The organism is Caulobacter sp. RHG1, assembly GCF_013181195.1.
Lineage (GTDB): Bacteria > Pseudomonadota > Alphaproteobacteria > Caulobacterales > Caulobacteraceae > Caulobacter.
Window position 1 is genome coordinate 24,675 of sequence record NZ_SMZP01000010.1, and the last position, 25,605, is coordinate 50,279.

The following is a 25,605-nucleotide window of genomic DNA, read 5'->3' on the forward strand; positions in this document are numbered from 1 at the left end:
GGACCTTACGGCTCTTGGTCATGACACGCTCCTTCAGGAGAAAAGCCGCGTGATTGCGGCCCTTCATCAAGCGCATCGGCCGATCGGCATTGGCAGTATATTGCAGCTATAAGGACGCTATATTTTCACCCGCCCGCAGGGCGCGTGCGATATCGGCGGCTTGGAGAACGCGCGCGCCATGCAGCCGGACTAAGCATACCGCCGTTCTTTCGCGATCGGACGCGGCTTCGCCAAGCTCGGCGATCTCCTCGGCCAGGGCGAAGACCCGAGCTTCCACGCGGACGCAGGGGGCCAGGCGCTCGCCGACCTGACGGTAGGCGTCGAACAGGGCGCGGTTGCCAGCCCTGGCTACGATCCAATCGAGGCGCTGCGTCAGCTGACTTTGCAGAGGCAGAGCCTGGTCCGCCGATCCAGGCGGCGAGATCGATGCGGTCTCGCCACCGCTGGCGAGCGCCTCCACGAGGTAGAGGCGTCGCAGGCCGTAGAGTTCGACGAGATCGGAGACGTCCAGGCGCGGTGCGAAATAGCCTCGGCCGCGGCGGTCCTCGATCAGGCGCTCGCCCGCCAGTCGCGACAGCGCCTCGCGCACGGGCGTGGCGCTGAGGCCCAGGTCATGGGCCAGGTCGGTGATGGTCAGGGGCTCGCCCGACACGAGACGGCCGCTCCGCAAGCGATCACGCAGGGCGTCCAAGGCGGCGCTGAATGGATCCTGGGGCTTCCCAAACGCGCTAATTCTCACGCGGACCTCCCACAGGGAGATCGCACGCCAGAATTCGCCACCGCTCTCCACAACTCCTAAATAGTCTTAAAACACACACAATGCAACTATAGGATATCTGTTTAGCATTATAAAGAACGACGTATTATTTATGCGCAGTCGCGCAATTTTTCTGCGTTATTTTGTTATGTGAATATTTACTAGGCGCAGCTTCGATAAACTGCCCCTATGGCACGCTGAACCTGTCCGACGGTCGGGCGGCAACCCTGGCGCTTGCGGCTTCCGCTACACCGCCAAGCTTTGTTACACCTAGGGTAGATCAGTATGCGTGGGTTGGATGAGCGGTAAGGATCCCGACGACAAGCAGCGCTCGACCCTCTTGTCGCGCGCCCTGCGGGCGGTCCGCGCCATCCGCAAGGTCAAGCCCCGGGCCCTGGCCGCGGCCCTCGGCCTGTCGTTGCGCGGCTACCAGAATTTCGAGGCCGGCGGCGGCCAGCTCAACATCGAGCACATCAAGGCCTTCGCCCAGGCCAATGACGCCGACCCGTTCGGCATCCTGGCGGCCGTTCAGATCGGCAGGCCCGAGTTCGCCGCCTGGGTGGCCCAGAACAAGGCGATGATCGCGTTCATGATCACCCTGGAAGAGTTCGTCGACAACACGGGCGAGGCCATGGTCCGGCTCGAGACGACGACCTGGGTGTCGGCCTATCGCGAGATGTTCAAGGGCCTGTCGGAAAAGGCGCTGGCCGCCAAAGCCCAGGACGAGGCTTGGCTGGCCGAGAACGCCCCGCGGCTTGGCCTGGGCGGCGCGCTCTCGACCACCGGGCGTCTTGAAAGGGATGAGTCGGCCAGGGATGAACGCGACGAGAGCGGCGAGGACGAGATCGGCGAGACCCCGAATCCTCCAGGCGAGGGCTCATAACCCAGGTCCCAGCGAGCGCCCCAAGGACCATCGCATGCCGCCGGGCTCCAGCACCCCGCTGACCCGTCGTCCTAGATGGCCCTCCAGGGCAGGCCGCCACGGCGCCAACTGGAAGCCAAGACCATCGTCGAGGACGGCGAAGCGCCCCGAAGCCAGATCGACGCGGCGCTGGTAGGCGCCAGCCACCGTCTCGCCGGGGAGGACTGATCGGACCGGCCGACCAGTCTCGTGCGCCAGCTTGGCGGCGGCCAGCGCCAGTTCTTCGGCCTGCAGGGTTGCCAGAAGGGCGGGAACCGGGACCAGGCGGCCCTCGCGCTCCGACGCCAAGCCCCGGCGCACCAGGACGCCCGCCCGCCTGGCCATGGCCTGGGCCGTTTCGCTCGCAAAGCCGCCGGCGCCGTCGTCGGGGGTGCGCTTTAGAACCTGGCGGTCGAGCCAGGTCGCGCCGTGGGCCTCGACCTGGGCCTCCAGACCAAGGTCGCTGCGGACGGCCAGGGCCTGGCGCGCGGCGCCGTCGCGGTCGGTGTAGGCGCGCAGTTCGACGATCGCCCCGATCGGCGCGTCGGTGGCCGCGGCGAGATCGGGGACGGTGATGTGGTGCTGGCGCCCATCGAGGCCATCGATCAGGACATAGGCCGAACCGGCCAACTCATCTTGCAAGCCGCGTTCGACCAGCCGCCCGGTGACCGGAAGAGCCGAGTCCTGGCGGTGGATGACCAGGCGCTCAGGCGTGGGATGGCGGCCGCCGCGGGTCATGGCCTGGTGGTAGGTCTTGATGATGTCGCCGCGCAGGGCCAGGTCCCGCAGGCGAGACTCGACATCCTGTGCGATCCGCCAGCGGCCCGGTCCTCGGGCCTCGGCCAAGCCTAGCTTTTCGAGATGGGCCGCGCGCCCCAGGAGCCGCGCCTCGTCCCGGCCGAAGTCGGCGCGGCGGCGCAGGTCGACCAAGCCGTCGCCAGGGTCGGCCGCCGCGACCAGGGTCCGATCGAGGCGCGTCCAGCGGTCGGCGGTGACATCGGCGTCGCGGGCAAGGTCGATCTGGCGCTCCGTCCGCGGCCCCAGTTCCAGGGTGGCCAGGTCCTCCGCCCGCTGGCGCAGGCCGCGGGCGATGTAGTCGCCGGCGATCACCAGGTCCTTGCCGTCGTCGGCGCGCCCGCGGACCAGGACATGGAGGTGGGGGTTGTCGGTGTTCCAGTGGTCGATAGCTACCCAGTCGAGGCGCGTTCCGAGATCCTGCTCGGCGCGCCCCATGAGGTCGCGGCAGTAGGCGCGCAGGTCGGCCAACTCGGCGGCGTCCTCGGGCGAGACGATGAAGCGGAAGTGGTGGCGGTCCCCCTCGCAGCGCTCGGCGAAGGCGGCGACGTCGGCGTCCGCCCCGCCCGCGTCGAACATGCGGGCGGCGGTCTCGTCGTGGGTCACGCCCTCGCGCTGCAGATAGGCGATGTGACGGGCCAAGGGCGCGGCGCGGTAGCGGCCCCCGGACTGGCGCACGATCCGCGACTTGACCACCACCCGGCGCCCCGCTTCTGCGCCGCTCCTGGCCCTGCCTGCGCCGCGGGCCAGGCGTCCGTCCGACCGCCCGGGTCCGCCCGCGCGACGGTCTGGCCCGGGGTCGGAAGCTGCTTGCACGGCGCGGCGCACCTGCCCCAGGAAGCAGACCGGCTTAGCCGTGCGATCGCCTCCGACCCGGCCTGGGCGCAACAGGAAATCGTCGTCGAATTCGCTCATGGCCAGGCCGACGGCGCTGCGGCCATTGAAAACACTGGCAAAGGCCTGGGGACCGCCAGCCGCGCGCAGGTGGCGATGGCGCAGAAACCCCAATCCAACCAACACCTTGCCGCCCGACCGACGGCGCGGCTTTTATCTGGCCATCCCCGCCGACCCCGCTGGAACCCGCCCCTGTCCGCCATGCCGCTCACTGCCCAGCTTCCCGGCGCACCGTGAAGACCCGCTCGCCGCCGCTGGACGCCGGCCCGCCCAACGCCGTGACGCCGGCCGCACCCAGCCCCTGGGACCAGGCCGGCGGAAAGAGCCCTGCGGCGCGCCAGTCGGGACGGACCGGGCTCGCCGCTCCCTGCATTCCCGAAAGGCGGGCGACATAGAGGCGCGTCTCCAACGGCAGGGGCCTGCCCGCGAGGCTCGCCTCGTAGCGCGCGGGTCCGGCGTTGTAGGCGGCCAGGAAGCCCGGTGCGCCGTAGCGGTCGAGAAGCTCGCGCAGGTAGGCCGCGCCCGCGACGATGTTGTCGGCTGGATCGAAGGGATCAGCGCCGAGCCCCAGGCGCGAGCGCAGGTCCGTCCAGGTGCCTGGCATCAGCTGCATCAGGCCCATGGCGCCGGCCGGCGACACCGCCCCGGTCCGGCCGCCGCTCTCGACGGCGATGACCGCCTCGATCAGGTCGGCCGGCAGGGCAAAGCGCGCAGCGGCTGCCTCGACGTGGGGCCGCACGCCGTCCTGCGCCCGCGCCGCGCCCGCCGCCAGGACGAAGACAGCCAGGGCCAGGCCCAGGCGCCTCATCGCGCCGGCTCGGGGCTTGCGACCAGGAGCGGCCGGGCGCGGGCCAGGACCTGCGCCTGCCCGGTCGGCCCGAAGTAGCGCCCGTCCAGACTGCCGGGCGCCGGGGCGAGCAGCAGGATCTCGCCAGGTCCCAACAGCCGGCAGCCGCTCCAGGCCGGCAGGGCCCGGCCATGGGCGTCGACGTCCAGAGCCCGCGCGGCCAGGCGGCCGTCGATGCGGAGCTCGCGGCCCGCGAGGCAGACCGACTGCCCCGCGACGGCGCCCACGGGCTTGATCAGGGGCACGCCGCGTGGCAGCCAGCCGCCCTCGTCGAGGAAGGCGGCCAGCGCCGGGTCCGGGCGCACGACGAGCAGGTCGCCGACATGGGCGCGGCCGGGCGGCGAAAGACCGTAGAGGCCCACGGGCACGCTGGCGGTCGTGTTGAGCAGCAGGCGCGGGGTCGGCGCCGCGGCGAGCGCCAGGCAGGCGACTCCCCCGGCGACGAGGACGGCGCGCCTCATGGCCCCACCTTCTGGCGCAAGCGCCAGGCGCGATGGCGGCGGGCGTCGTAGGCGCGGGGCGCCAGGCCAGCGCAAAGGCGGTTGTGCACATGGCGCCAGTGGTCGGGCGCGATGGCGTGGGGCGCAAAGCCCGCCGCCTCGATCGCGTCGATCACCGCCAGGCCGCGTTGCACCCGCGTCCAGCCCTCGACCAGGACCAGGGCCTGCGCGCCGGAGCGCACGCCCGGCAGGGTGATGCAGGCCTCGCCCGCCCCCGGCGCCCGGATGACCTCCAGCGCCGATGTGGTCGTGCCGTACGGGCCGCCCGTCCAGCGCACCCGGGCCAGCACCGCGCCGGGACAGAAGACCAGGGTGCGGCGCCGCCGATCGCGCAGGATCTCCTCGCGCGGCTGGCCAAAGCGCAGCCACTCCTCGACCCGCCCGCGCCACCAGGTGATGTCGACCTCGGTTTCGACAGCCCCCGTCATACGCGCGCCTCCGGGAATTCCCGGCCGAGGAGCTCGCGGAGCATGTCGGCCACGGTCTGGCCGCGCGCGAAGGCCGCGATCTTGATCCGCCCGCGGCAGGCGGGCGTGACGTCGATGGTCAGGCGGGCGGTGAACGGGCTTGGCCGGGCGCCTGGCCGATCGGCCTCTTCCTGGACCCAGGCCTCGGCGCCAGGCGGACGGGCGGCGAAGGGTTTGCCGCTCATCGCCCCAGCGCCTCGATCTCGGCCGCGACGGCGGCCACCTCGGCGGCGGCGGGCCCGTCGGGATCGAGTTCGCCGGCGACACGGCCGGCGGCCATCGCCTGAGCGAACAGCACCCGCTGGCCAATCGTGCCGCGTAGGGCGCCGGTGTCCTGCAGGGCCAGGGCGTCCTTGGTCTCCCGGGCGATCACCGTGCGGGCGGCGCACCGGTTGAGCAGGAAACGGGCGCGCAGGTCCGGCCGGTAGACGCGGGCTTCGCTGAGCAGCCGCAGCATCTCGGCCGACGCCCAGCCGTCGAGCGGCGAGGGCTGTACCGGAATGACCACGAGGTCGGCGGCCAGGAGCGCCGAGCGCAGCAGAGACGCCACGCGCGGCGGGCCATCGATAATGACGTGGTCGGCGGCGCGCGCCAAGTCGGGCGCTTCGTGGTGGAGGGTGTCGCGCGGCAGGCCCACCACCGCGAACGCGCGGCCATGGCCAGCGTGGCTGCGCGCCTGCGCCCAGTCGAGGGCCGAACCTTGCGGATCGGCGTCGACGAGCGTCACGCGCCGCCCCTGGGCGGCCCAGCAGGCGGCGAGGTTGAGGGCCAGGGTGGTCTTGCCGACCCCGCCCTTCTGGTTGAGGAGCGCCAGGATCAACGGCCCGCCTCCGGCCCGGGCAGGCCCGCGCCCAGGACGGCGGCCGCCAAGAGGTTAGAATCGGGGTTAGAGTCCAAGTTAGGCGTGGCGCAAGCCGTTGCAGGACAAGGTCTTTCGAGCGTTCCGTGCGCCTGATCTCCCGATAGCGCTGCGCCCGATGTCACGATAGCCGGTGCGCCTGATATCCCGTGCCCCTCCACAGGCCGGTCGAGCGCGATCTCGACGACCAGAGGCAGGATCCGCAGGCGCTCTTTCCCCTGCGCGCGCTCCAACATCAGGCGGTAGCCCGGCAACGGCTGACGGCGAACGATACGGCGGATGTCGAGAGCGAAGTCGGAGGGGCGGGCCAGGCTGCCGGACTTGTGGTGGAGGTGAGCCAGCTCGAACACCCAGCCGCCCACCTGGCGGCCCGCGTGCTTGCGCGCCACGCGGTAGAGCCAGCGCTCGATCCCGCCGGTCAGCCGGAAATAGTGCGGGTCGATGCTCAGGACGAGCGAGCGGTCGACGACGCCGCGATAGAACCAGTCGGGCAGGACGATCTCGACGCCCTCGACCCGGCCGGCGCGGCTGCTGCGTTCCTCCCACTCGTTGATCCATGAGAACTGCTGGCCGCGCCAGTGTTCGCCCTGCCGAATGGTGGTCGCCACGACCGTCGACTGCAGCCGGCGTAAGGCGGCCTTGAAGAGGCGATACTCGGTCGCGCCGGTCGCACGGCCGACGCCGGTCAGGAGCTGGAAGGGCGTGAAGCGCAGCCGGCGCGAGGTGCGAAGGCCGCGATCCTCCGCCTCGACGATCTGCGAGGCGGCCCAGATCAGCACGTCGGCGTCCCAGATGGTGGCCATGCCGTGTTCGGGCAGGCCGTGGACGCAGACCTCGATCCCGCCGGCCCGATAGAGGATGGGGCTCACGCGGCGCGACTTCGACAGCGAGAAGAACGGCCGCTCCATGAGGTCGCGCTGGTCGCGGGGCCGCGCGTCCCCGGCGACGACGATGAAGGGATCGAGCCGCCCGTCAGCCTGGGGGTCGAACAGAGGGGTCTTGGCCATGGTCAGGCCTGGTCCGCGAGGGGCGCGAGCGGATGGCGCTTGGCCGGCAGGACCTCGCCGACGCCGGTATCGGTCGTGGAGACCCGCGCGCCGCGATCGGCCCAGGCCTGCAGGTCGTCGATGGCGTAGAGGACCCGCCCACCCAGCTTCCGGTAAGCCGGGCCGGTCCCGTAGGTCCGGTGCTTCTCGAGGGTGCGGTGCGACAGGCCCAGATAGGCGGCGGCCTGCTGGGTGCGCACGAAGCGTGGCACGCCCGGGATCGGCGAGGCGGGCATTGGCGGTCTCCCTGGTCTTGAGGCGCGGGACCGGATGGCCGTGCGCGGACCAGGGGAAGCTGGCGAAGCCGCGGCCGGGCCAGGGAGTGCGAAGGCGGCGGCCTGAGAAACGCCCCCCGGGCCGAGGGCCGCTTCAAGGTGGGTATGCCCGCATTGGCGCCCGGTCGGTACGGGCGAGCCCACGCCCGCCGGAAGCCCATGTCCGAAATATGCCTACAAATTTCGGACAGCTCGGCCGTCCCTATCGGTCGCCCAAAACCCTTGCCGCGCCCAGCAGGGACAGGTAGCCGCCCTGGGCCATCGCCCCGCCATCGCGCACCAGCCTCAGGGTCGCGTCGCGTATCGATGAGGTCTTCCAGGGCTCGGCCGCGACGCGAGCAGCGCCGAACAGGACAGAGGCGATCTCGCGATAGACCGCGCCGCTGGCGCGGGCGTCGAGCGCCCGCAGCATGGCGGCCATCCGCCGTCGACGCTGGCGCGTGATCGGATCGGGCGGCGGTTTGCGGCCTTCGAGATGGCGCGCCAGCCGGTCCAGGGCGCGAAGGCGGGCGGGCGTCGCCGCGTCGAGCGGGACGACTGCTTCCAGGGGGCGACGCGGATCGGGATGCTCGCCGCGCAGGGCCAGGCGGATCTGCTGGCCGTGTCCAGACGACCAGCGCGCGCGTCCTGCCGCGTCGAGGTCGGTCGCCAGGAGGCGCCACCCTGGGGTCGCGCCCGAGGCGACGGCATCATGAGAGGTTGCCTGCAGTTCGATCAGTTCGGCGTCGACTTCGGGACGCCACCACACCTGCGCGCGGTCGGCTTCAAGCGATGGATCGACGGGGAAATCGCAGCCCCCAGCGTGCGTCGAGACGCTGGGCGTCTCGCCCACGGCTCGCGGTCTGGAAGTCGTTCTGATAATCTGGGTTGCGACGAAGATATTCCCAGGCCAGATCCGCCCCGGACAGGTTGTCGACGTAGCCATAGGCTTCAGCGGACCGCCACCGAGAGGTGTCTGGCGACATGAGAACCTCCGACGAAGCTCACCCTAGATTGAGCTGACGGTCGGTTCTTTCCGTGCACGGACGCGGCGGGAAGCATCGGTCCCGCGATCGCCCGATGCCGTGGCGGCATCACCCTTGGGATCTTCCCTTCAAGAGATGCTTGTAGCCGGCGCGGGCCATCCAGCGGGCGCGGTCGAGGTGAATGTCGTGGATGCGGCGGGCCCGTCCAGGGTCGACCGCTACGTCGAGCTCCAGGATGATGGCCGCCGCCTCGCGCCAGTCGGCGTGGGCGGCGGCGGCGTCCAGCAGGCGCAGATAGACCAGCAGGTGGGCCTGGTCGTAGGGCGTGACTTCTGGGTCGTCGATCGGCGTGTCGCGCAGGTCGCCGTGGCTCATGGTGTTCCTCCCCCGCCGGAGATCCTAGAGGATCGCGCGGGTCGGGGGGCGACGTCGAAGACGGATCGGGCGATGCGTTCGTGGCATCACCCCTCGCGCCTCCAAGCGCTCGGTCAGGTCGGTGGGCGCGGCCTGGTGTCGTCGGCCGGCTTGTCGCCCGCGCGCTCCGGCGCCCGATCGGCCTTCTGGCGGATCCAGACCAGAGGATGGGGCTCCTCGCCCGCCATCAGCCGGGCGTTGACCGGTTCGGACCAGGTCGGGTCGTCGAGCTCTACGTTGAGGATCGCGCCGCTGGCCGGGTCGAGCGGGCGCCAGGCCGCGCCGCATTCGTTGTCGCCGACGTAGGCCCGGAAGGCCGGGGCGCGGGGCGAGAGCCGATCGATCGGCACGAGCCTCACGGCCGCGTCGATCTGCAGGGTGGAAAGGCGGCCGACGAAGGTTTGGCCGTCGCGCCGGAAGTAGCCGATGGTGGTCATGGAGCCTCCTTTGGGCGGGGTGCGGCGACGCGGGGGCCAGGTGGGGGAGGCGCGCGCCGCCGCTGCGTTCCGGTAGGGAGCGCAAGGCCGCCCGAGCGGATCGGACGACACTGCGACGATGTTGGCCGCGCGGCCGGACCTCAAGGGGCTCGCCATCCGCGTGCGGCAAAGACAGGCGCTGGCGCGCCCTGGCGAAGACGCGCCGGCATGGAGGGATCCGTACGAACCAGGGATGCGCGGGGGCTGGCGCGTCAATGCACCCCGACGGCGCCGGCCGTCGCCGTCCCGGAGCCCCCCTTGCAGCCGTTCCCCGCCCCGCATCCCGTCGACGTCCATGTCGGCGGCCGCCTCCGCCTGGCCCGCACGCTGAAGGGCTGCTCGCAGGAGACCCTGGGCCAGTCGATCGGCGTCTCGGCCCAGCAGGTCCAGAAGTACGAGAGCGGGGCCAACCGGATATCCGCTTCGGCGCTTTTCCGGCTTTGCGGTTTTCTGGGCCGGCCGGTCGGCTGGCTGTTCGAGGGCCTGGATCCGACCGGACCGGAGCCTGGCTGCCCGGCGGATATTGTGGCGGCCCTGATGTCCAGCCGCGAAGGCGCGCAACTGGCCACGGCCATGGCGCGGCTTTCGCCGGTCATGCGCCGCAAGGTTCTGGCCGTGGTGAAAGCCTTCCTGCCCGACGAGCCAAACGCCGTGGACTAAAGGCCAGAAGCGAGCGGGACGCCCCTTGCGGGGCGTCCCTTAGGCGTCAGTCGGCCTTGGCGGCGCTGCGCGACCAGACGAGGGTGTGCACGCCGTCGATGACCACCAAGGCGGCGTTGACCGGCTCGCCGAAGCTGATGTCGTCCAGCTTCATCGACAGGTACTCGTTGTTGTCCTTGGAGGTCTTCTTCCAGGCTGCGCCCAGATCCGCGCCGTTGGCCGACACCCGGTAGTCGGGACTGCGCTCGCCGGTCTTCTCGACGGGCTGGATGCGGACGTTCTTGACGTTGAGGGTCAGGGTGCGGATGGCCCCCGAAAACGAACCGTCGGCGTTGGCGGTGAAGGTGCCGATCGTAGCCATTGGAGTCTTCCTTGTCGTCTTCGGGCCGCGACCATCGCGACCTCGATGGCGATCCTTTGGACCGGGGAAGACAGGGGACCGGCAGCGCGCCGTGCGCGCCCGAAGGCTTGCCGAAGGACCGACGACGTCGGGTTTCTTGCCTCGCGAGGAATGGCGGCGCGCCGCCAGGGGAGGAAAATCGAAAGACGAGGTTGCCGGGCCTCCGGCCCCGGTCAGATCGGGCCATGAGAGATCGCGGATGGACGCCCCTGGAGGCGGGCGGGAGACTTCGAACGCTACGATCGGCACCTTCACCGCCAACGCCGACGGTTCGTTTTCGGGGGCCATCCGCACCCCAGCCTCGCCGACAGGACCGCCCGCATCGCCGCCTGCGACACGGCGCTCGCTGTCCCGACTACCGGGTGTCGGCCGAGGGTGCGGACGCGCGCGCGGCCTGGCGGAAGCCCGGCAGGGGCGACGGCGAATTGTCGATGACGCGGGCGACACCGGCTTCGGCGAGCCGGTCAACGCCGCCCTGGCGGTCATCGGCGGCGTGCGCACCCTGGTCTGGTCGCGCAGCGCCGCCAAGGCCGGCCGACGCCCAAGGGGCGCCACGGACGGGGCGTCCCTCCCGTCTTGAGCCCTTCGACCACACGAAGACGCGGCCGATCCCGAAAGGATCGGCCGCGCCGACGTCAAACCTGCTGGGGGCGGATAGCGTCCGCCCCCAGACCCGATCAGGCCGCCACGTCCGCCGCCTCAGGCTCGAGCGCCGACCCGGATACTGCTCCGGGCATGGCCTGGGCCTCGCCCGCCCCGGCGTTCAGCCACGGCAGGGCGCGACCGGGCGTGCGCAGGCAGGCCGGGAGCCACCGCGCCGCGATCAGCTGGGGCTCGGCGGCCTCGACCATCTCGGTCTTCTTGAGACCGGCGAGGCGCTCGCCCGCCTCGGCGGACACCCCCTCGGCGACCGCATCAACGATCTGCGCCTTGGTGACGGCGCCAAGATAGCGAGCGGCGGTCGGCGACCACCAGTCGCTCATGTCGAGGTCAAGGGCGCTCGCCAACCGGTCGGCATGCTTCCAGGCCATCGGCCGATTGTCCCAGCCACGCACGGCGTCGAGGCTGAGACTGACGCAGTGGGCCATCAGGCCCATGCGGCTGTCGGCGTCGAGGCCAACCACGAAGTCCCAGTAGGCCTCGGGGTCGTCGGGCATCTGCCGCGCCCACATCTCATGGCGCTCGGCGTTGGCGCGCGCGGCAGGGGCGTCCTCGACCCCCTCGCCGTCGGCGGCGAGGTTGCGCGAGCCAAGCCGGATGTCGAGGCACGAGGCATAGCCGCCGACGCCCCGGAACACCCTCAGCAACAAGGCGTGGGTCAGGGCCACCAGGGCGAGGTCGGGGTCCTGCGCCAGGGCGTAGCGCAGGGCGGTGCTGCGATGGGCGGTGAGGTCGGCGCGGATGCGCGGCGAGATCGGCGCGTTGGCCTCCCCCAGCGGTTCCTCGATCTCGCTCCGCTCGTCGTCCTCGCCGTCCTGTTCGGTGTCGTCGTCCTCGCCGGGGTCCGGGCCCATCGCATCCGGCGCCTCAATCTCGGCCGGGGGCTCGTCCTCCGGCCGTACATAGCCGCGCTCAACCCGCGTCTCGCCGTCACCGCCGAGGACCACGAAGGCGCCGGCGCGCGCCTTCTCCTGCAGATCGAAGCCGTAGGTCTCGGCCAGGGCGTCGAGCTGAACGTCGATCTCAGCGAGGCGCGCTTGCGCCGCCTCGGGCAGGTCGGCGAGATCGGGATAGCGCTCGATCAGGCTGTCGCGTTCGGCATAGAGCGCCGAGCGCTGGGCCTCTTCCTCGGGCGCACGGGGCAGCGCGCGTTCCCAGATGCGGCTGCAGCCGTGGTCGTAGGGGTAGGCCAGATAGGCCGCCGTCCATTTCCAGCCCTCGGCCTCGCGGAGCGCGACCGCCTCGGCCTGAAGCTTCTCGGCGACGAGACGGTCGAGCAGGGAGACGTCCTCCAGCCAGCCCTCGCCCGCCTCGGTGAAGAGGTCGACGAGGAAGGCGCCGCCCGCCGCGACATAGGCGTCGACGCCGACGAAGCGGACGCGGGGATCGTCGGCCGGGACCTTCGCCTCGGTCATCGCCCGGCGAATGGCGTAGGTCTGGCGCTGGTGCGGTGCGAGCTGGGCGTAGACCTGCATCTGCCGGTCGGGGTCGGGGCTGACCGCGAAGGCCATGACCTGCTCCAGCGTCAAGCCGCCCTCGCGGTAGATGTCGAGCAAGGCCGGAGCGACGGCGCCCATGCGCAGGCGCTGGCGCACGGCCTGGGGCGAGACGCCCGACCGGGCGGCGATCTCCTCGGCGCTGTAGCCCTTGCGCTCGGCGAGGTCCTTCCAGGCCTCGAACTGGTCGGCCGGGTGCATGTCGCGGCGCGAGGTGTTCTCGTCGAGGGAAATCTCGCCGGGGTCGTTCAGGGTATCGACCACGCAGCGCACCGGCTCGTGCTTGCTCAGCAGCTTGCGCTTGGCCAGCAGCCGCAGGGCTTGGCGGCGGCCTTCGCCGATGGTGACGAGGTAGTAGCCGCTGGCTTCGCCGCTCTCCTTCACCTCCGGCTCGACCACCAGGGGCTGGAGCAGGCCCTTGTAGCGGATGCTGGCCGCGCGGGCCTCGATGTCCTGGGCGGTGTGGCTCACGCGCCGGACGTTGCGCGGCGAGGCCTTGAGCTTGTCGAGGGCGATCTCCAGGACCTCGCCGGTCTGGATCACGGGTCGCTCGGCCTTGCTGGTGGCGGGGGCGGTCTGGGCTTGTCGGGTCATGTCTGCCTCCTTAGGGCTGGTCGCAGGCGCAAGGCGCGCCTGCGGCCTTGCCCGTCGGCGAGACCGGGGGTGCAAACGGAGGGGCGGCTTCGCGGGGACCCGGCTGCAGGGCGTCGGGGCACGATCTGGCGTGGCGGAGGGTCGCGCCCGAAGCTGGGCGGAAGCCGATCCGAAGTGCGCTAGGGGCGGAGCCCCAAGTCCTGCGCGCCCGCAAGACGGGCGCTCATGACAATGAAGCCTGTACAGGAGCCCGCGCACCGCGCGGGCGGGAGGCGGCGTCGAGCGGCCGGCGGCGCCCGAAGGCGCCCGCGAGGGTCGCGCCCGAGGGAGCGGCGAAAGTCGCGGGACCGAGCGTGACCGCCGGCTGCTCTCCGGCCCGTGCGAATGCCAGGCGCGAAAGCGGCTGGCGAAAGCCTCTCGCCCACGCCAGGGAAAATGGCCCCTTGGCGCGTCTAGCCGCGGCGGACGAACCGTTCCGCGCGTGATCCCAGTGAAATGACCAACAAATCAAAGCCGCCGCGCAAGGCGGCCCAAAAGCGTGCCTCCAGCCAACCAAGCGCCAACCAGACAAGTGAAGGCGTAAAACCGCAGAGGCGTAAAACCGGATATCCGGCTCGCCCCGTCATCGCCTACCCGAAGGCGCTGTGGGACGAATGGGAGGACCCGCCGACCTTCAGCCAAGCGCTGGACCTGCACATGCGCCGGCACGGCGACACTGGCTACGGCCTGCGGCGCGCGGCGTGCGAACGCGGCGAGACGATCGAAACGACCACGTTCACGGCTTGGCGGCGGGGCGCCAAGGCCCCGCGCGGCGCGGCGTCGCTGCGCATCCTGGCCGCGCTTGAACGCCGCTGGAAACTGCCGGCCGGCTACTTCCAGGACAAGCTCCCTCATCCAGGCCGCTACATCACCACCGAGGCCTGCTTGCCTCTGCCCATGTCCGAACGGCGTCGGATGGCCTGGCATCTGCCCGACGACTTCGCCCAACTCCCACTTTCAAAGCGTCAGGAGATCGAAGCCTGGGTTCGGTCGGTGATCCTGTCCGGCCACACCGACTACCGGCGCTACCAGTCCGAAGCGATGAAACAGCGGTTCGCCTTCCAATTCTCAGGCCAGGGCGGCGCCACCGAATTGGCGGCGGGCTCACCGCTGGAAGAGCGCCTGGCCGATCCTGGTCACCGGCGGATCGGCCGCCCACTGGGCGCGGCGCCTGCCCCCGCCCAGCTCGACGAGGAAGCCAGCGATCTCCTGGCCTTCAAGACTGCTACGCTCACCTCACGGGGCCGCCGGCGCAACGGCGTCTGGAACAGCGAGACTGCGGCGCAGAAGATGGAGCACCTGGGCCTCATGATGGGCGCGCTTGCCGCGTGTCCCGAGGGCGCGGTGCGAGGATACGGCGCGCCGGTCGAAAGCGTCAGCTTCGGCCTGCTCGTCCTCCCGGCGGTTTGGGATTGGTACCTGGAATGGCGCGAAGGACGCCGCGGCTTCTTCACCCAGTGGGAAACCGAGATGCTGACGGTGGGAGCCTCGCTCAGTCGCCGCGAGACGGGATGGCTGCGCCAGACGCCACGACTGGCCGATCGGCTGCGCCCGATCGAGGGCTTGGTGTCGGCGGCGGATGTCCGGGCGGCGTCGGAAGACTGGGACAACGCCTGCGATGCCCAGCACCGGCACCTTCTCCTACGCGCCAAGGAGGTCGCCCGGGTCGCGCGAATCCACCGCGATCCGTTCGAGCCCATTCTCCCGATCCTCGAGGCCGACAGCCCTGTGGGCGAGTATCGCAAGATCACCGAGGAAATCCTCAGGCGGCGGCCAGATAGCCGGCTCTATCCGACGGCGTCCGCCGAGGCGACGCGGGCCTTCCTGATGCTTCGGCTCGGCCTGCACCTGGGCCTTCGCCAGAAGAACCTGCGCCAGCTCCTGACTTGCCCAAAGGACAGGGCGCCGACGCCAGAGCGTCAGCTGGAGGCGCTTAAGCGCGGCGAGCTGCGCTGGAACGCGCGCGACAACGCCTGGGAGGTCCTGATCCCTGCTGCGGCCTTCAAGAACGCGGGTTCGTCCTATTTCCGCAAGAACCCTTTTCGGCTGGCCCTGCCAGACCTCGGCGGTCTCTACGCCGAGATTGAGGGCTATATCGCCCGCGATCGCCCCGTCCTGCTCCGGGGCGCGCCCGATCCCGGCGTCTTCTTCATTAAGACCATGAAGGCCAAGAGCAAGGTCGCCGAATACGACCAGAATACCTTCTATGAGGCCTGGCGCCTGGCCATCCAGCGCTACGGGATCTTCAACCCCTATACAGGGCGAGGCGCGATCGAAGGCCTGCTGCCGCATGGCCCGCACAATGTTCGCGATGTTCTAGCCACCCATGTCCTAAAGCAGACGGGCTCCTATGAGCAGGCCAGCTACGCGATCCAGGACACGCCGGACACGATCGCCGAGCACTACGGCCGCTTCCTGCCGCAGGACAAGGCGGCGCTGGCCGCGCAGGTCCTGAACCAGGTTTGGGCCTAGCAATTGGCCGCATGTGGCCCGTTAAGCCGTGGAAGCGCGGACAACTGGCCAAATGCGGCCAGCAAGCCTTAGGCGGCCCTTTGGCCCTGGAGCGGCCGAACGCGTAGGAATGCGAAGGCGCGAGGCTTCTCGGGCGTCCCGTTCAGCCGCAGCAGCCAAGCCTGGACTTGGCGCGAGCGAAGCCACTGCCCGACGACCGTCGCCTGCAGGCGATTGACGTGCCCGATGAGTTCGCCGTTCGCTTCGAGACGGATGGCGTTGGGATCGTGCTCATTGGTCGGATCGGGGACGAGACCAAGCTCGCCGCCTTCGATAAGACGCTCGCGGCATCCAACGTTATGGCGGTGACCGGCGATCTCGAAGACAAGGTCACGCTCGACCTCGTCAGCGTCGAGGGGATCGATGAGCGAGAAGCCGTCACCGGGAAGTCGGGCCTCGGTCAGGCCGAGCAAGGCGAAGTCGCTGAAGTTGGAGGTCGGCCTGACCCGGAAATGCTCGAGGTAGCGCGAGAAATCCGAGCGTCCCCGCGGCGGCAGTCGGCGCATGAAGGCGTCCATCACCCCGTTGGCGAACACGCCCTGCTCGGCGACATCAAAGGCCGGATAGCCGAAATATCCGCAGGCGCGCAGGTCGTCGCGCGTACGCCCGCCGTTGAGCTCGGCGAACTCCGCCCCATCGAAATAGCGGAACGTTCCGCCGGACCCCGCCCGGCTCAGCTCGCCAACGGCCCAGCGCACGCGGTCCTTTTGCTCGACAGGAGCCTGCCAAGCCAGGATGAGCCTGTTGGGCTCTCCGATATGCTCGATCCAATGCTCCATCTCAGGCTCCGATCGCCGCAGCGATATTGTCTCGGCGCGTCTTGACTTGTGCGACGACGAATTCGCCGCGGGCCTGCGAGAACGGGACGGGGAAGTCGAACTGGGCCGCCCAATCGACCACGCTCTCAATCCGCGAATCTCGTAACTGAATCACGTTCCGCATCGCGCCGCCAGAGGCTCCGTAGACGCGCACGTACTGCTCGCAGAGCGCAACGTGTTGCGCACTGGCGTCGTTGCCCGACAGCCATCCGAAGTGGTGTCTTCCACGCGCGATGAACTCGCCGAGTTTCCTCGGGTTGGCGTATCGCGCCAGTTCCTGCTCGCGGATGAGAAACCCGAGGCTAGTGCCGTTGTCGAAGGCCGGCGCGAGCGCGTACTTGGCCTCGCCCGGGACGGACTGGTCCACCAGGAAGCCCCAGTTCTCCGAGTGCCGGTCGGTGTTTCCGATCAAGGCGTCGAAGGCGATCGTGCGGCTCCACCAGTCTTTCCAGTCGGGCACCTGGTGCTTGCGGGTGAGCTGGACATTGTCGTGCAGGCTGCCCCGGCGAAGATCGACGGGGATGCCAAGGCCCTGGAAGCGCTCGATCGCGTGGACGAAGCGCAGCGGGGGCCACTCCCCTCCGAAGAAGAACTCGATGAGCACCCCAGGGCTATCGTCCACCGGGTCGTAGGCGACGAAAGCCGGCGGCACCGGCACGCCGAGGCCTCGCGCCAGCTCGTAGGCGATGACCTCCGACCAGATCTGCTGGGCCTTGCTGCCGGCCGGCTCCTTGAAGACGTAGCGGTGGCCCGGGATCAGGTAGGGGTGCGGTGCGGGCGTCGGACAAATGACGATGCGCTTGGGCTTGGCCCCTTGCGGTCCGAACGGGAAGTCCTCGTCCGGCAGCCAGCCGGCGATGGACACGACCTCGTTGGCCGGTTGGGGAAGGCGGTGCTCGACGGCCATGGGCTGCAGTTAGAGGTCATGGACGAGTCTCGCAACCGCGAGGCCGGCGGCGGACACGTCTTGCGGGTGGGCGCGGAAGATCACCACCTGCGACCGTAGCGACCGGGGGGCACCAATGAAAGAAGCCCAAAGGGGTCGACGACTAGGATTTTCCCCACGCCGTTCTCGGTGGCTCGCGACTGCGCCTGGAAGAGCGCGTCACGGGCGGGAAGCTGGAATCCGCTGAACGCCAACGGCGCCGTATCCTCAGCGGCGGGCGCAATCAGGTCCATGTCGAGGTCGGCCAGGATAGCCCCGGTGGACGGGTTCGTGCCTACGATCAGACGGTAATAGCGCTCGCCCGGGGACAGAACCTGCGGGTCATAGACGAGTTCGGCCATCGGAAATCCGGAAGGAGGCGAAGGGAGAGAGACACCTTGCCCACTTCACACGTCAAATCCGAACGTTCGCCGCCGCACGCTCCGAATCGGAATGTTGGCCGCTTCAGCGCGCTCCGGCGCGTGGAGAATGACCGTCGGGCGATGGCGAAGCCGAGGCGGTTGCGGCGAGACGGCGCGTACAGGATCGTCGCCCCTGACTAAACCCCTGACTAAACGCGCGCGCAGTCAGGGGTCGCCCCCGCCAAGCGGGCCAACTAATTGATTTTATTGGAGAAAATGGCGCGCCCGGAACGATTCGAACGTCCGACCCTCAGATTCGTAGTCTGATGCTCTATCCAGCTGAGCTACGGGCGCGCACTGCCTTGCGGCGAGGCGGGGGAAATAGCCCGTACATTTCGGGGACGCAAGCCCGGTTTTTCGGAAAGTGTGGAAAACTTCGCGCAACGCCGTTCGATCATGGAGCAGCCCACCCTGGTTAAGCCGCCTTCAGAGGATCTGAGCGTGACAGTCCGGCATGATTGGTGTCCATGAACCCTCTCATTTACGGAGCGACGGGCAGGTCGTTCCGCCGTGCACGAGGATCCCGTATGCGTCGTCTTCTGTCGCCTTCCCTGCTCGCCCCCTCCCTGCTGACCCTGGCGCTGCTGGCCCCGGTCGCCGCGCAGGCCGAGTCGATCCCGCTGGCCCCGACGCCCGCAAAGCCGGTCTCAGCCTCGACGACGGCGAAGGGCATGGTCGCGGCGGCCAATCCGCTGGCCGTCGAGGCGGGCCTGCGGGTGCTGCGCGACGGCGGCTCGGCGGTCGATGCCGCCGTCGCCATCCAGGCGGTGCTGAGCCTGGTCGAGCCGCAGAGCTCGGGCCTGGGCGGCGGCGCGTTCATGGTGTTCTACGACGCCAAGACCGGCAAGGTGACCGCCTATGACGGCCGCGAGAAGGCCCCAAACGGCGCGGGGCCGGACATGTTCATGGGCGCGGACGGCAAGCCGCTGCCGTTCGTGACCGCCCTGCTGTCGGGCCGCTCGACCGGCGTGCCCGGCGCGGTGGCCATGCTGGCCCATGCCCAGAAGGCGCACGGCAAGTCGCCCTGGAACACCCTCTTCAAGGACGCCGAGACCCTGGCCGCCGACGGCTTCACGGTCAGCCCGCGCCTGGCCGGCATGATCAACGGCCGCTCGCCCCAGGCCGGCCAGCCCGACGCGGTCAAGTACTTCACCAAGCCCGACGGGACCCGCTACCAGGCCGGCGACGTGCTGAAGAACCCGGCCTATGCGGAAACCCTGCGCCGGCTTGCGGCCGAGGGTCCGTCCGCCCTGTACGAAGGTCCGATCGCCCAGGCCATCGTCGACCGCGTCCACGAGGGCGAGCTGCCGGGCAGCATCAGCCTGGAAGACCTCAAGACCTACAAGCCGCGCGAAGCGGCCGCCCTGTGCCGTCCGTGGAAGGTCTATCAGGTCTGCGTGCCCAATCCTCAATCGTCGGGTCTGGCGATCATCCAGGCGCTGCAGATGCTGGAGCACACCGACATCGGCAAGCGCGGCCCGACCGATCCGGTCGCCTGGACCCAGCTGGCCCAGGCCGAGCGCGTCATGTACGCCGACCGCGACCGCTATGTCGGCGACCCGGACTTCGTCACCGTGCCGGTCGCCGGCCTGCTGGATCCCAAATACGTCGCCCAGCGCGCCAAGCTGATCACCGACACCGCCGGCGCGCCGCCGCCGTTCGGCCACCCCAAAGGCGCGCCCAAGGTCGGGGTCGACCTGACCCAGGAGCCGGGCGGCACCACTCACCTGGTCGTGGCCGATCCGCAGGGCAACGTGGTGTCAATGACCACCACGGTAGAGAGCATCTTCGGCAACGGCCGGATGGTGGGCGGCTTCTTCCTCAACAACCAGCTGACCGACTTCTCGTTCACCCCGACCGAGAAGGACGGCGCCCCGGCCGCCAACGCCATCGCGGCGGGCAAGCGACCGCGCTCGTCGATGGCCCCGCTGATCGTTCTGGACAAGAAGGGCAAGTTCCTGGCCGCCGTCGGCTCGCCGGGCGGCAACGCCATCCTGTCCTACAACCTCAAAGCCATGGTCGGCCTGTTCTACTGGGGCCTGAACATGCAGGAGGCGGTGTCGCTTCCCAACCTGGTGGCGCGCGGCGAGAACTTCTCGGGCGACGCCGACCGCTTCGGTCCCGCCATGCTGGACGCGTTGAACAAGCGCGGCGTGAAGGTGCGGGTCGGCCAGCTGGAGACCTCGGGCCTGCACGGCGTCATCGTGCGTCCGAACGGCGTGCTGGAGGGCGGAGCCGACCCTCGCCGCGAAGGCGTCGCCAAGGGCCTCTAGAGGCCGTCCAGGCCCGCCTCGACCTCGGCGCGGGAGAAGACCTCCTCCTGGCCGTCCTGCAGCAGGTCGGCGGCGGCGGCTTCCTCGACCGCGACCATCGCGGCGACGCGTCGCAGCGCGGCCGAGGCGTCGGGGGCCTCGACGGTGATCTCGTGGATCGGCAGGCTGTCGGGCGAGGCGCCGAGCTTCACGGCGATGGTCCAGGTCGTGGTCATCAGCGCCTCCTGGGTTATTCGGCGGGCGCGTCCGCCTGATCACCGGCTTCCGGCAGCGCCTCGGGAACGCCGGCCAGGTTAAGATCGAACACCGAACCGCCCGGTCCGGTTTCCACCAGGGTCAGGTCTCCGCCGTGACCCTGGGCCAGCTCACGGGCGATGGCCAGGCCCAGACCGGTGCCGCCGCGCCGGGCCGAGCCGACGAAGGGCTGGAAGAGATTGGCCCGCGCCCGCTCGGGCACGCCGGGGCCGTCGTCCGACAGCCGCAGGATGCTGTGGCCGTCGGCGCGACGCAGCTCGACGAACACCTTGCCCTTGCCGCCGCGGTCCGGCGCGCCCTCGATGGCCTCGCGGGCGTTGCGGAACAGATTGGTGAGGATGCGGTGCAGCTGGTCCGGGTCGGCCTGGACCTGGGCGCGCGGGTCGATGACCGTCTCCAGCGCCACGCCTTGCGGCGTCAAGCCAGCGTCCTCGGCGGCCATCTCCAGCGCGGGGCGCAGCGGCGTGATGCGGACCACCGGCGCCGGCTCCTTGGACTTGCCATAGGCCATGACGTCCGAGGCCAGGGTAATGGCGCGGTCCAGAGCCCGTTCCAGACGCGGCAAGGCCTGGGCCACCTTGGGGTCGCCCAGGGCGGCCAGGCGGTCCGACGCCATCTGGGCGCTGGTCAGCATGTTGCGCAGGTCGTGATTGATCTTGGCCACCGCCTCGCCCAGGGCCGCCAGGCGGGCCTTGGACGACAGGGCGGCCAGCAGGTCGGCCTGCATGCGGTCCAGTTCGGCCTCGGCGCGGCCGATCTCGTCGCGGCGCTTGGACACCACGATGCGGGCGGCCGGATCGTCGGGGTCGCCGCGGAAGGCTTCCATGGCCCGGGTGATGCGCTGCATCGGACGGACCAGGAAGATGTTCAGGAAGGCGTAGACGAACAGGCCCGCCAGCGCGGCGACGAAGACGGTGACGCCGGCCAGACGCCAGAAATAGCTGACCAGCTGAGCCTTCAGCGGCGCGTCGGGAAGCACCACCTCGACGAACTCGGCCTTGCGGTAGCGCGGCTCGGCCATCACGCGAACCATGCTGCCCTTGGGGCTGGTCAGGGTGAAGAACGGGGCGGCCAGCCACGAGCCGGGGTTCTGGCGGCGCAGGTCGACGAGGTACGGGACCTTGAACGGCTCCTTGGGCGGCAGCACCAGGCGGCGCGCGCCGTCGGCCTGGACGGCGACGGTGACGGCGCCGGCCTGGTCGAACATCTGGTTGGCGACCGCGTCGCTGACCCGCAGCTCGGGATCGGACTCGGCGATGGTCGAGGCCAATTCGCCAGCCCGCACGCGGTCCAACAGCCACTGCTCCTCATAGGCCGCCAGGGTCGGCGGTACGATCAGCAGGCCGCCAAACGCCACGACGATGGCGGTGAACAGCAGCAGACGCGCCGACAGGCCGCCGGGCCACGGAAAGCGTCTCCGAGGCGGGGCGGTGTCAATCACGGGCGGCGAAACCGTTTCGACCATCCGGGGCGGCTACTTCTCGTCCAAGGGCATCGGCAAGGGCGCAGCGTTGCGCCCTTTGCGCCAATGGCGCCACAACGGCGGCAGAAAGGCCAGAACGCCCATGCCGATGATCGGAAGATAGATCCGCGGCGACAAGAGGGTCTCGATGCTGACGTCGCCGCCCCTCGCGAAAATATGGCCCAGCCCCGCGCCGATGCCGGCATAGACGAACGAACTGGGCGCCATGCCTAAGAAAGAGGCCGGCAGGAAGGTCCGGATGCGGAGGTTCATCACCCCCGAGGCGATATTGACGATCAGCAGCGGAAAGGCCGGGATCAGACGCAGAGTCAGAAGGTAGGCGAAGGCGTCCTGCTTGAAGCCCGCCTCGGCGCGGGTCAGGAACGCGCTGGGCTTGCGCCGCAGAGAGTCGCCGAAGGCGGTGCGGAACACCAGATAGGTGACGGTTGAACCGCCGGTGGCCCCGGTCACGGCCGCGAAGCCGCCGGCGATGGGGCCAAACAGGAAGCCGGCGCTCAGCGACATGATCAGGGCGCCGGGCAGCGACACCGCCACCAGGCCGACATAGAGCGCCAGATAGATCGCCAGGCACTGCAGCGGCTTTTCGGCGGCGAAGGCCTGCAGCTCGGCGCCGCGGGCCCGCAGTTCGTGCAGGGACAGGTGCTCGGTCAGGCCGCTGGCCAGAACCACCGCGAACAGGACCACGATGACCGCGAGCGGCCCGAAGCGGCGGAGCAGCAGCAGGGCCTTGTCACGGGTCATTTCTGGCCGACCGCGTCCTCGACCGCCGCAAAGCCGTCGGCCCGCAGGCGGGCGGCCAGGTCGCGCTTGATGCGGGTGACCAGGCCAGGACCGCCATAGACCAGGGCCGAATAGAGCTGCACGGCGCGAGCGCCGGCGCGGATCTTGGCATAGGCCCCGGCGCCGTCGGCGATCCCGCCCGCCCCGATCAGGGCCACGCGGCCGGCCGCGGCGGCGTGGAAGCGGGCCAGCACCGCCGTCGAGGCGTCCAGCAGCGGCGCACCTGACAGGCCGCCGCCCTCGCCCTTCCGCGCCGACTTCAGGCTGTCGGGGCGGGCGATGGTGGTGTTGCTGACGATGATGGCGTCCAGGCCCGCCCCGACCACGGCCTCGACGATGGCCTCGACCTCGCCGTCCTCCAGGTCGGGGGCGACCTTCAGGAAGATCGGATAGTCGCGGCCCGAGGCGATCTTCAGGGCTTCGCGGGTCTCGGAGATCCGCCCAAGCAACTCCTCCAGCGCCGCCTTGGTCTGCAGGGCGCGCAGGCCCGGCGTGTTGGGCGAGGAGATGTTGGCGGTGAAATAGTCCGACAGGCCCCACAGGCGCGACAGGCCGGTGACGTAGTCCTGGATGCGGTCGCCGGCGTCCTTGTTGGCCCCGATATTGGCGCCGACGACGCCGCCTTTGTCCTTGCGGGCCGAAAGTCGCTGGACGAAGGGCTCGAGGCCGCCATTGTTGAAGCCCATGCGGTTGATCACCGCCTGGTCTTCGGTCAGGCGGAACAGGCGCGGGCGCGGATTGCCCGCCTGGGCCAAGGGCGTGACGGTGCCCGCCTCGACGAAGCCGAAGCCGGCGGCCAGCATGGCGTCCGGAACCTCGGCGTTCTTGTCGAAGCCAGCGGCCAAGCCCACGCAGTTGGGCAGATCAAGGCCCGCCAGGCGGATCGCCAGGATCGGATCGTCCGGCCCGCCCTCGCGCGGACCCAGACCCCACTTCAGGCCGCGGATGGCCCAGCCGTGCGCGTCCTCGGGATCGAAGGCGTGCAGGACCCGGGCGGCGACGTCGTGAAGGCTCATGCGAGATGGTCGCTCAGTTGGGGCACGCCGTCGGCGTCCAGGGTCAGATCGTCTTGGGTCAGCACTTCGCCGACCAGCAGGGGGCGATAGAGGTGTGGGAACAGGGCTCCGCCGCGCGAGGCTTCCCACTTCAGAGCCTCGCCCAGGCCCTCGGCCTCCACGCCCAGCAGGACGAGGTCGGCCTGGTCCTTGAAATACTTGGCGGCGGTTTCCTGGGCCTGATCGTGGGCCGACAGGTGAATGTAGCCGTCCTGATGATCGACGGCCGAACCCTCGAACCGGCCGGCCGCCTTGGCGGCGTCCCACTCGGCGCGGGACAGGATCTTGTAGATCAGGGTCATTCGCCGCCGGCTCCGCCGTTTTCGCTCACGAAGAGAATGTGTTCCAGCACCGGGGCGCTTTCCCCGCGCCAGACGAAGGTCACGACCGTCGAGGTCGGGAAGCGGCCGCGCAGCTTGTTGATCTGGATCGGCGTCGCGCCGGCCTGCACCGCCAGGCGCAGGGCCAGTTCGTGCATGCCCGGATTGTGGCCGACAATCATCACCGTGCCGTCGGGGTCGTGATCCTCGATCGCCTGGGCGATCTCCTCCGGATCGGCGTGATAGAGGTCGCGCAGGTGCTCCAGCCTGGCCTGCGGGAAGCTGGCGGCGACCTCGTCGGCGGTCTGCCGCGTGCGGCGCGCCGAGGAGACCAGCATCAGGTCGGGCGTGTAGCCCAGCCCGGCCAGCACCCGCCCCATGACGGCCGCGTCGGCGCGACCGCTGTCGGCCAGCGCCCGCTCGAAATCGCCGCCGCTTTGGGCGTGCCGCTCGGCCTTGCCGTGGCGCATCAGGATCAGTCGGTCCATGCGCCCTCCATAGCCGTCCCACGCGCCATCAGGAAGTCGGGTTGACACGTTGTTCGCCAAGCGCTCCAAGGCGACATGGCTGCGCTCGATCTGTTCACACCCGTCCTGTCCGGCGGGGGAACCTGGCGGTTTCCCGCGAACGAACCCTTGCGGCTCGATTCCGGCGGCATGATCGAAGGGCTGGAGGTCGGCTACCAGACCTACGGGACCCTCAACGCCGACAAGTCCAACGCCGTCCTGATCTGCCACGCCCTGACCGGCGACCAGTATGTGGCCTCGCCGCACCCGACCACGGGCAAGCCCGGCTGGTGGCTGCGGCTGATCGGCCCGGGCAAGCCGCTGGATCCCGAGCGCCACTTCATCATCTGCTCGAACGTGATCGGCGGCTGCATGGGCTCGACCGGTCCCGGCTCGATCAATCCGGCGACAGGCAAGGCCTATGGCCTGACCTTCCCGGTCATCACCGTGCCCGACATGGTCCGCGCCCAGGCCATGCTGGTGAAGGCGCTGGGCATCGATACCCTGTTCGCGGTGATCGGCGGCTCGATGGGCGGCATGCAGGCCCAGCAGTGGGCGGTGGACTATCCCGAGCGCGTGTTCAGCGTCGTGGTGCTGGCCTCGGCCTCCCGGCACTCGGCCCAGAACATCGCCTTCCACGAGGTGGGCCGCCAGGCGATCATGGCCGATCCCGACTGGCGCGGCGGCGCCTATGCCGAGCAGGGCGTCCAGCCCGGCAAGGGCCTGGCCGTGGCCCGGATGGCCGCCCACATCACCTATCTGTCGGAACCGGCCCTGCAGCGGAAATTCGGCCGCGAGCTGAAGCGTGACGGCCTGTCGTGGGGCTTCGACGCCGACTTCCAGGTCGAGAGCTACCTGCGTCACCAGGGCGCCAGCTTCGTCGACCGCTTCGACGCCAACAGTTATCTCTACATCACCCGGGCCACCGACTATTTCGACATCGCCGCCGCCCATGGCGGGGTGCTGGCAAAGGCCTTCACCCGCGCCCGCGACGTGCGGTTCTGCGTGCTCAGCTTCTCCAGCGACTGGCTGTATCCCACCGCCGAGAGCCGCCACCTGGTGCGCGCCCTGACCGCCGCCGGCGCCCGCGCGGCCTTCGCCGAGATCGAGAGCGACAAGGGCCACGACGCCTTCCTGCTGGACGAGCCGGTAATGGACGCGGCGCTGGAAGGCTTCCTGGCCTCGGCCGAACGCGATCGGGGACTGACGTGA

Annotated in this window: 29 protein-coding genes, 1 tRNA gene and 1 pseudogene; 6 read left to right on the plus strand and 25 right to left on the minus strand. The window is 70.0% G+C overall.

Translation table 11 applies throughout. The features are described from left to right. Positions 1–106 precede the first annotated feature (106 nt). Positions 107–739 (minus strand): GntR family transcriptional regulator, encoded by a 633-nt coding sequence (locus tag E1H18_RS23555; RefSeq protein ID WP_172273753.1) that lies wholly within the window; start codon positions 737–739, stop codon positions 107–109. Positions 740–1,055: 316 nt separating this feature from the next. Here E1H18_RS23555 and E1H18_RS23560 point away from each other — a divergent pair, with 316 nt between their 5' ends. Then, positions 1,056–1,640 (plus strand): hypothetical protein, encoded by a 585-nt coding sequence (locus E1H18_RS23560; RefSeq protein WP_172273756.1) that lies wholly within the window; start codon positions 1,056–1,058, stop codon positions 1,638–1,640. On the opposite strand, the gene E1H18_RS23565 is transcribed toward E1H18_RS23560, so the two are convergent. The 12 genes and pseudogenes from E1H18_RS23565 to E1H18_RS23615 all read right to left on the minus strand — a co-directional run bounded on the left by E1H18_RS23565 (position 1,635) and on the right by E1H18_RS23615 (position 9,157). Further along, positions 1,635–3,461 (minus strand): DUF3363 domain-containing protein, encoded by a 1,827-nt coding sequence (locus tag E1H18_RS23565; protein WP_241736180.1) that lies wholly within the window; start codon positions 3,459–3,461, stop codon positions 1,635–1,637. The two genes, E1H18_RS23560 and E1H18_RS23565, sit on opposite strands and share 6 nt — an antisense overlap. A 94-nt stretch (positions 3,462–3,555) precedes the next feature. Continuing rightward, on the minus strand, positions 3,556–4,155 hold the full coding sequence (locus tag E1H18_RS23570) for a lytic transglycosylase domain-containing protein (protein ID WP_172273759.1): 600 nt from the start codon (positions 4,153–4,155) through the stop codon (positions 3,556–3,558). Next, complete coding sequence (locus E1H18_RS23575; RefSeq protein WP_172273762.1) at positions 4,152–4,655, minus strand: S26 family signal peptidase; 504 nt, start codon at positions 4,653–4,655, stop codon at positions 4,152–4,154. The genes E1H18_RS23570 and E1H18_RS23575 overlap by 4 nt, the downstream gene beginning before the upstream one ends. Next, positions 4,652–5,122, minus strand: a complete 471-nt coding sequence (locus tag E1H18_RS23580) for a DUF2840 domain-containing protein (protein ID WP_172273765.1) — start codon at positions 5,120–5,122, stop codon at positions 4,652–4,654. The genes E1H18_RS23575 and E1H18_RS23580 overlap by 4 nt, the downstream gene beginning before the upstream one ends. Further along, the gene (locus E1H18_RS23585) at positions 5,119–5,346 is read right to left on the minus strand and encodes a hypothetical protein (RefSeq protein ID WP_172273768.1); all 228 of its coding nucleotides are present in this window, start codon (positions 5,344–5,346) and stop codon (positions 5,119–5,121) included. Before E1H18_RS23585 ends, E1H18_RS23580 begins: the two co-directional genes overlap by 4 nt. Further along, entirely contained in the window at positions 5,343–5,981 is a 639-nt protein-coding gene (gene parA / locus E1H18_RS23590; RefSeq protein WP_172273771.1) for a ParA family partition ATPase, read from the minus strand. Before parA ends, E1H18_RS23585 begins: the two co-directional genes overlap by 4 nt. Before the next feature lie 227 nt (positions 5,982–6,208). Beyond that, positions 6,209–7,027, minus strand: a pseudogene (locus tag E1H18_RS23595) (replication initiator protein A); the annotation flags it as partial. 2 nt (positions 7,028–7,029) lie between these two features. Then, on the minus strand, positions 7,030–7,302 hold the full coding sequence (locus E1H18_RS23600; protein ID WP_172273777.1) for an AlpA family transcriptional regulator: 273 nt from the start codon (positions 7,300–7,302) through the stop codon (positions 7,030–7,032). 241 nt (positions 7,303–7,543) lie between these two features. Then, positions 7,544–8,173, minus strand: a complete 630-nt coding sequence (locus tag E1H18_RS23605) for a DUF2285 domain-containing protein (protein WP_172273780.1) — start codon at positions 8,171–8,173, stop codon at positions 7,544–7,546. After that, a complete protein-coding gene (locus tag E1H18_RS27435; RefSeq protein ID WP_370526583.1) occupies positions 8,106–8,306 on the minus strand; it encodes a transcriptional regulator domain-containing protein in 201 nt (66 codons plus the stop codon). The genes E1H18_RS23605 and E1H18_RS27435 overlap by 68 nt, the downstream gene beginning before the upstream one ends. Before the next feature lie 108 nt (positions 8,307–8,414). Beyond that, entirely contained in the window at positions 8,415–8,681 is a 267-nt protein-coding gene (locus E1H18_RS23610; protein ID WP_172273783.1) for a DNA -binding domain-containing protein, read from the minus strand. Between the two features lie 113 nt (positions 8,682–8,794). Next, positions 8,795–9,157, minus strand: a complete 363-nt coding sequence (locus tag E1H18_RS23615) for a DUF736 domain-containing protein (protein WP_172273786.1) — start codon at positions 9,155–9,157, stop codon at positions 8,795–8,797. A gap of 297 nt (positions 9,158–9,454) precedes the next feature. Here E1H18_RS23615 and E1H18_RS23620 point away from each other — a divergent pair, with 297 nt between their 5' ends. Next, positions 9,455–9,856: a helix-turn-helix domain-containing protein gene (locus E1H18_RS23620; RefSeq protein WP_206679128.1), complete on the plus strand. Its 402-nt coding sequence runs from the start codon at positions 9,455–9,457 to the stop codon at positions 9,854–9,856. Between the two features lie 46 nt (positions 9,857–9,902). On the opposite strand, the gene E1H18_RS23625 is transcribed toward E1H18_RS23620, so the two are convergent. After that, the gene (locus tag E1H18_RS23625) at positions 9,903–10,217 is read right to left on the minus strand and encodes a DUF736 domain-containing protein (RefSeq protein ID WP_172273792.1); all 315 of its coding nucleotides are present in this window, start codon (positions 10,215–10,217) and stop codon (positions 9,903–9,905) included. A 238-nt stretch (positions 10,218–10,455) separates the two neighbouring features. On the opposite strand from E1H18_RS23625, the gene E1H18_RS23630 reads away from it, so the two are divergent. Further along, a complete protein-coding gene (locus E1H18_RS23630; protein WP_172273795.1) occupies positions 10,456–10,836 on the plus strand; it encodes a DUF736 domain-containing protein in 381 nt (126 codons plus the stop codon). Positions 10,837–10,933: 97 nt separating this feature from the next. Here the strand turns inward: E1H18_RS23630 and E1H18_RS23635 are convergent, their stop codons facing one another. Further along, positions 10,934–13,006, minus strand: a complete 2,073-nt coding sequence (locus E1H18_RS23635; protein WP_172273798.1) for a ParB N-terminal domain-containing protein — start codon at positions 13,004–13,006, stop codon at positions 10,934–10,936. 495 nt (positions 13,007–13,501) lie between these two features. On the opposite strand from E1H18_RS23635, the gene E1H18_RS27000 reads away from it, so the two are divergent. Beyond that, entirely contained in the window at positions 13,502–15,517 is a 2,016-nt protein-coding gene (locus E1H18_RS27000; protein ID WP_172273801.1) for a hypothetical protein, read from the plus strand. 68 nt (positions 15,518–15,585) lie between these two features. Here the strand turns inward: E1H18_RS27000 and E1H18_RS23645 are convergent, their stop codons facing one another. From E1H18_RS23645 to E1H18_RS23660, 4 genes are all read right to left on the minus strand, one after another. Further along, positions 15,586–16,335: an HIRAN domain-containing protein gene (locus E1H18_RS23645; RefSeq protein ID WP_172273804.1), complete on the minus strand. Its 750-nt coding sequence runs from the start codon at positions 16,333–16,335 to the stop codon at positions 15,586–15,588. A 1-nt stretch (position 16,336) separates the two neighbouring features. Next, on the minus strand, positions 16,337–17,281 hold the full coding sequence (locus E1H18_RS23650; protein ID WP_172273807.1) for a HipA domain-containing protein: 945 nt from the start codon (positions 17,279–17,281) through the stop codon (positions 16,337–16,339). Between the two features lie 80 nt (positions 17,282–17,361). Then, the gene (locus E1H18_RS23655; RefSeq protein ID WP_172273810.1) at positions 17,362–17,661 is read right to left on the minus strand and encodes a hypothetical protein; all 300 of its coding nucleotides are present in this window, start codon (positions 17,659–17,661) and stop codon (positions 17,362–17,364) included. 277 nt (positions 17,662–17,938) lie between these two features. Next, a tRNA-Arg gene (locus E1H18_RS23660) sits at positions 17,939–18,015 on the minus strand. A gap of 233 nt (positions 18,016–18,248) precedes the next feature. Between E1H18_RS23660 and ggt the strand changes: the two genes are divergently transcribed. After that, a complete protein-coding gene (ggt, locus tag E1H18_RS23665) occupies positions 18,249–19,994 on the plus strand; it encodes a gamma-glutamyltransferase (protein WP_172273813.1) in 1,746 nt (581 codons plus the stop codon). On the opposite strand, the gene E1H18_RS23670 is transcribed toward ggt, so the two are convergent. From E1H18_RS23670 to E1H18_RS23695, 6 genes are read right to left on the minus strand one after another with little or no spacing between them, the layout of a single operon-like run. Continuing rightward, positions 19,991–20,209 carry a hypothetical protein gene (locus E1H18_RS23670; protein WP_172273815.1) on the minus strand — a complete coding sequence of 73 codons (219 nt, stop codon included), beginning with the start codon at positions 20,207–20,209 and terminating at the stop codon, positions 19,991–19,993. The two genes, ggt and E1H18_RS23670, sit on opposite strands and share 4 nt — an antisense overlap. A gap of 14 nt (positions 20,210–20,223) precedes the next feature. Continuing rightward, a complete protein-coding gene (locus tag E1H18_RS23675) occupies positions 20,224–21,714 on the minus strand; it encodes a sensor histidine kinase (protein ID WP_172273817.1) in 1,491 nt (496 codons plus the stop codon). Positions 21,715–21,723: 9 nt separating this feature from the next. Continuing rightward, positions 21,724–22,473, minus strand: a complete 750-nt coding sequence (locus E1H18_RS23680) for a TVP38/TMEM64 family protein (RefSeq protein ID WP_172273820.1) — start codon at positions 22,471–22,473, stop codon at positions 21,724–21,726. Then, positions 22,470–23,528: a quinone-dependent dihydroorotate dehydrogenase gene (locus E1H18_RS23685; protein ID WP_172273823.1), complete on the minus strand. Its 1,059-nt coding sequence runs from the start codon at positions 23,526–23,528 to the stop codon at positions 22,470–22,472. Before E1H18_RS23685 ends, E1H18_RS23680 begins: the two co-directional genes overlap by 4 nt. Beyond that, the gene (locus E1H18_RS23690; RefSeq protein ID WP_172273826.1) at positions 23,525–23,869 is read right to left on the minus strand and encodes a DUF952 domain-containing protein; all 345 of its coding nucleotides are present in this window, start codon (positions 23,867–23,869) and stop codon (positions 23,525–23,527) included. Before E1H18_RS23690 ends, E1H18_RS23685 begins: the two co-directional genes overlap by 4 nt. Next, positions 23,866–24,375, minus strand: a complete 510-nt coding sequence (locus E1H18_RS23695; RefSeq protein WP_172273829.1) for a histidine phosphatase family protein — start codon at positions 24,373–24,375, stop codon at positions 23,866–23,868. Before E1H18_RS23695 ends, E1H18_RS23690 begins: the two co-directional genes overlap by 4 nt. A gap of 75 nt (positions 24,376–24,450) precedes the next feature. Between E1H18_RS23695 and E1H18_RS23700 the strand changes: the two genes are divergently transcribed. Then, positions 24,451–25,605 (plus strand): homoserine O-acetyltransferase, encoded by a 1,155-nt coding sequence (locus E1H18_RS23700; RefSeq protein WP_172273832.1) that lies wholly within the window; start codon positions 24,451–24,453, stop codon positions 25,603–25,605.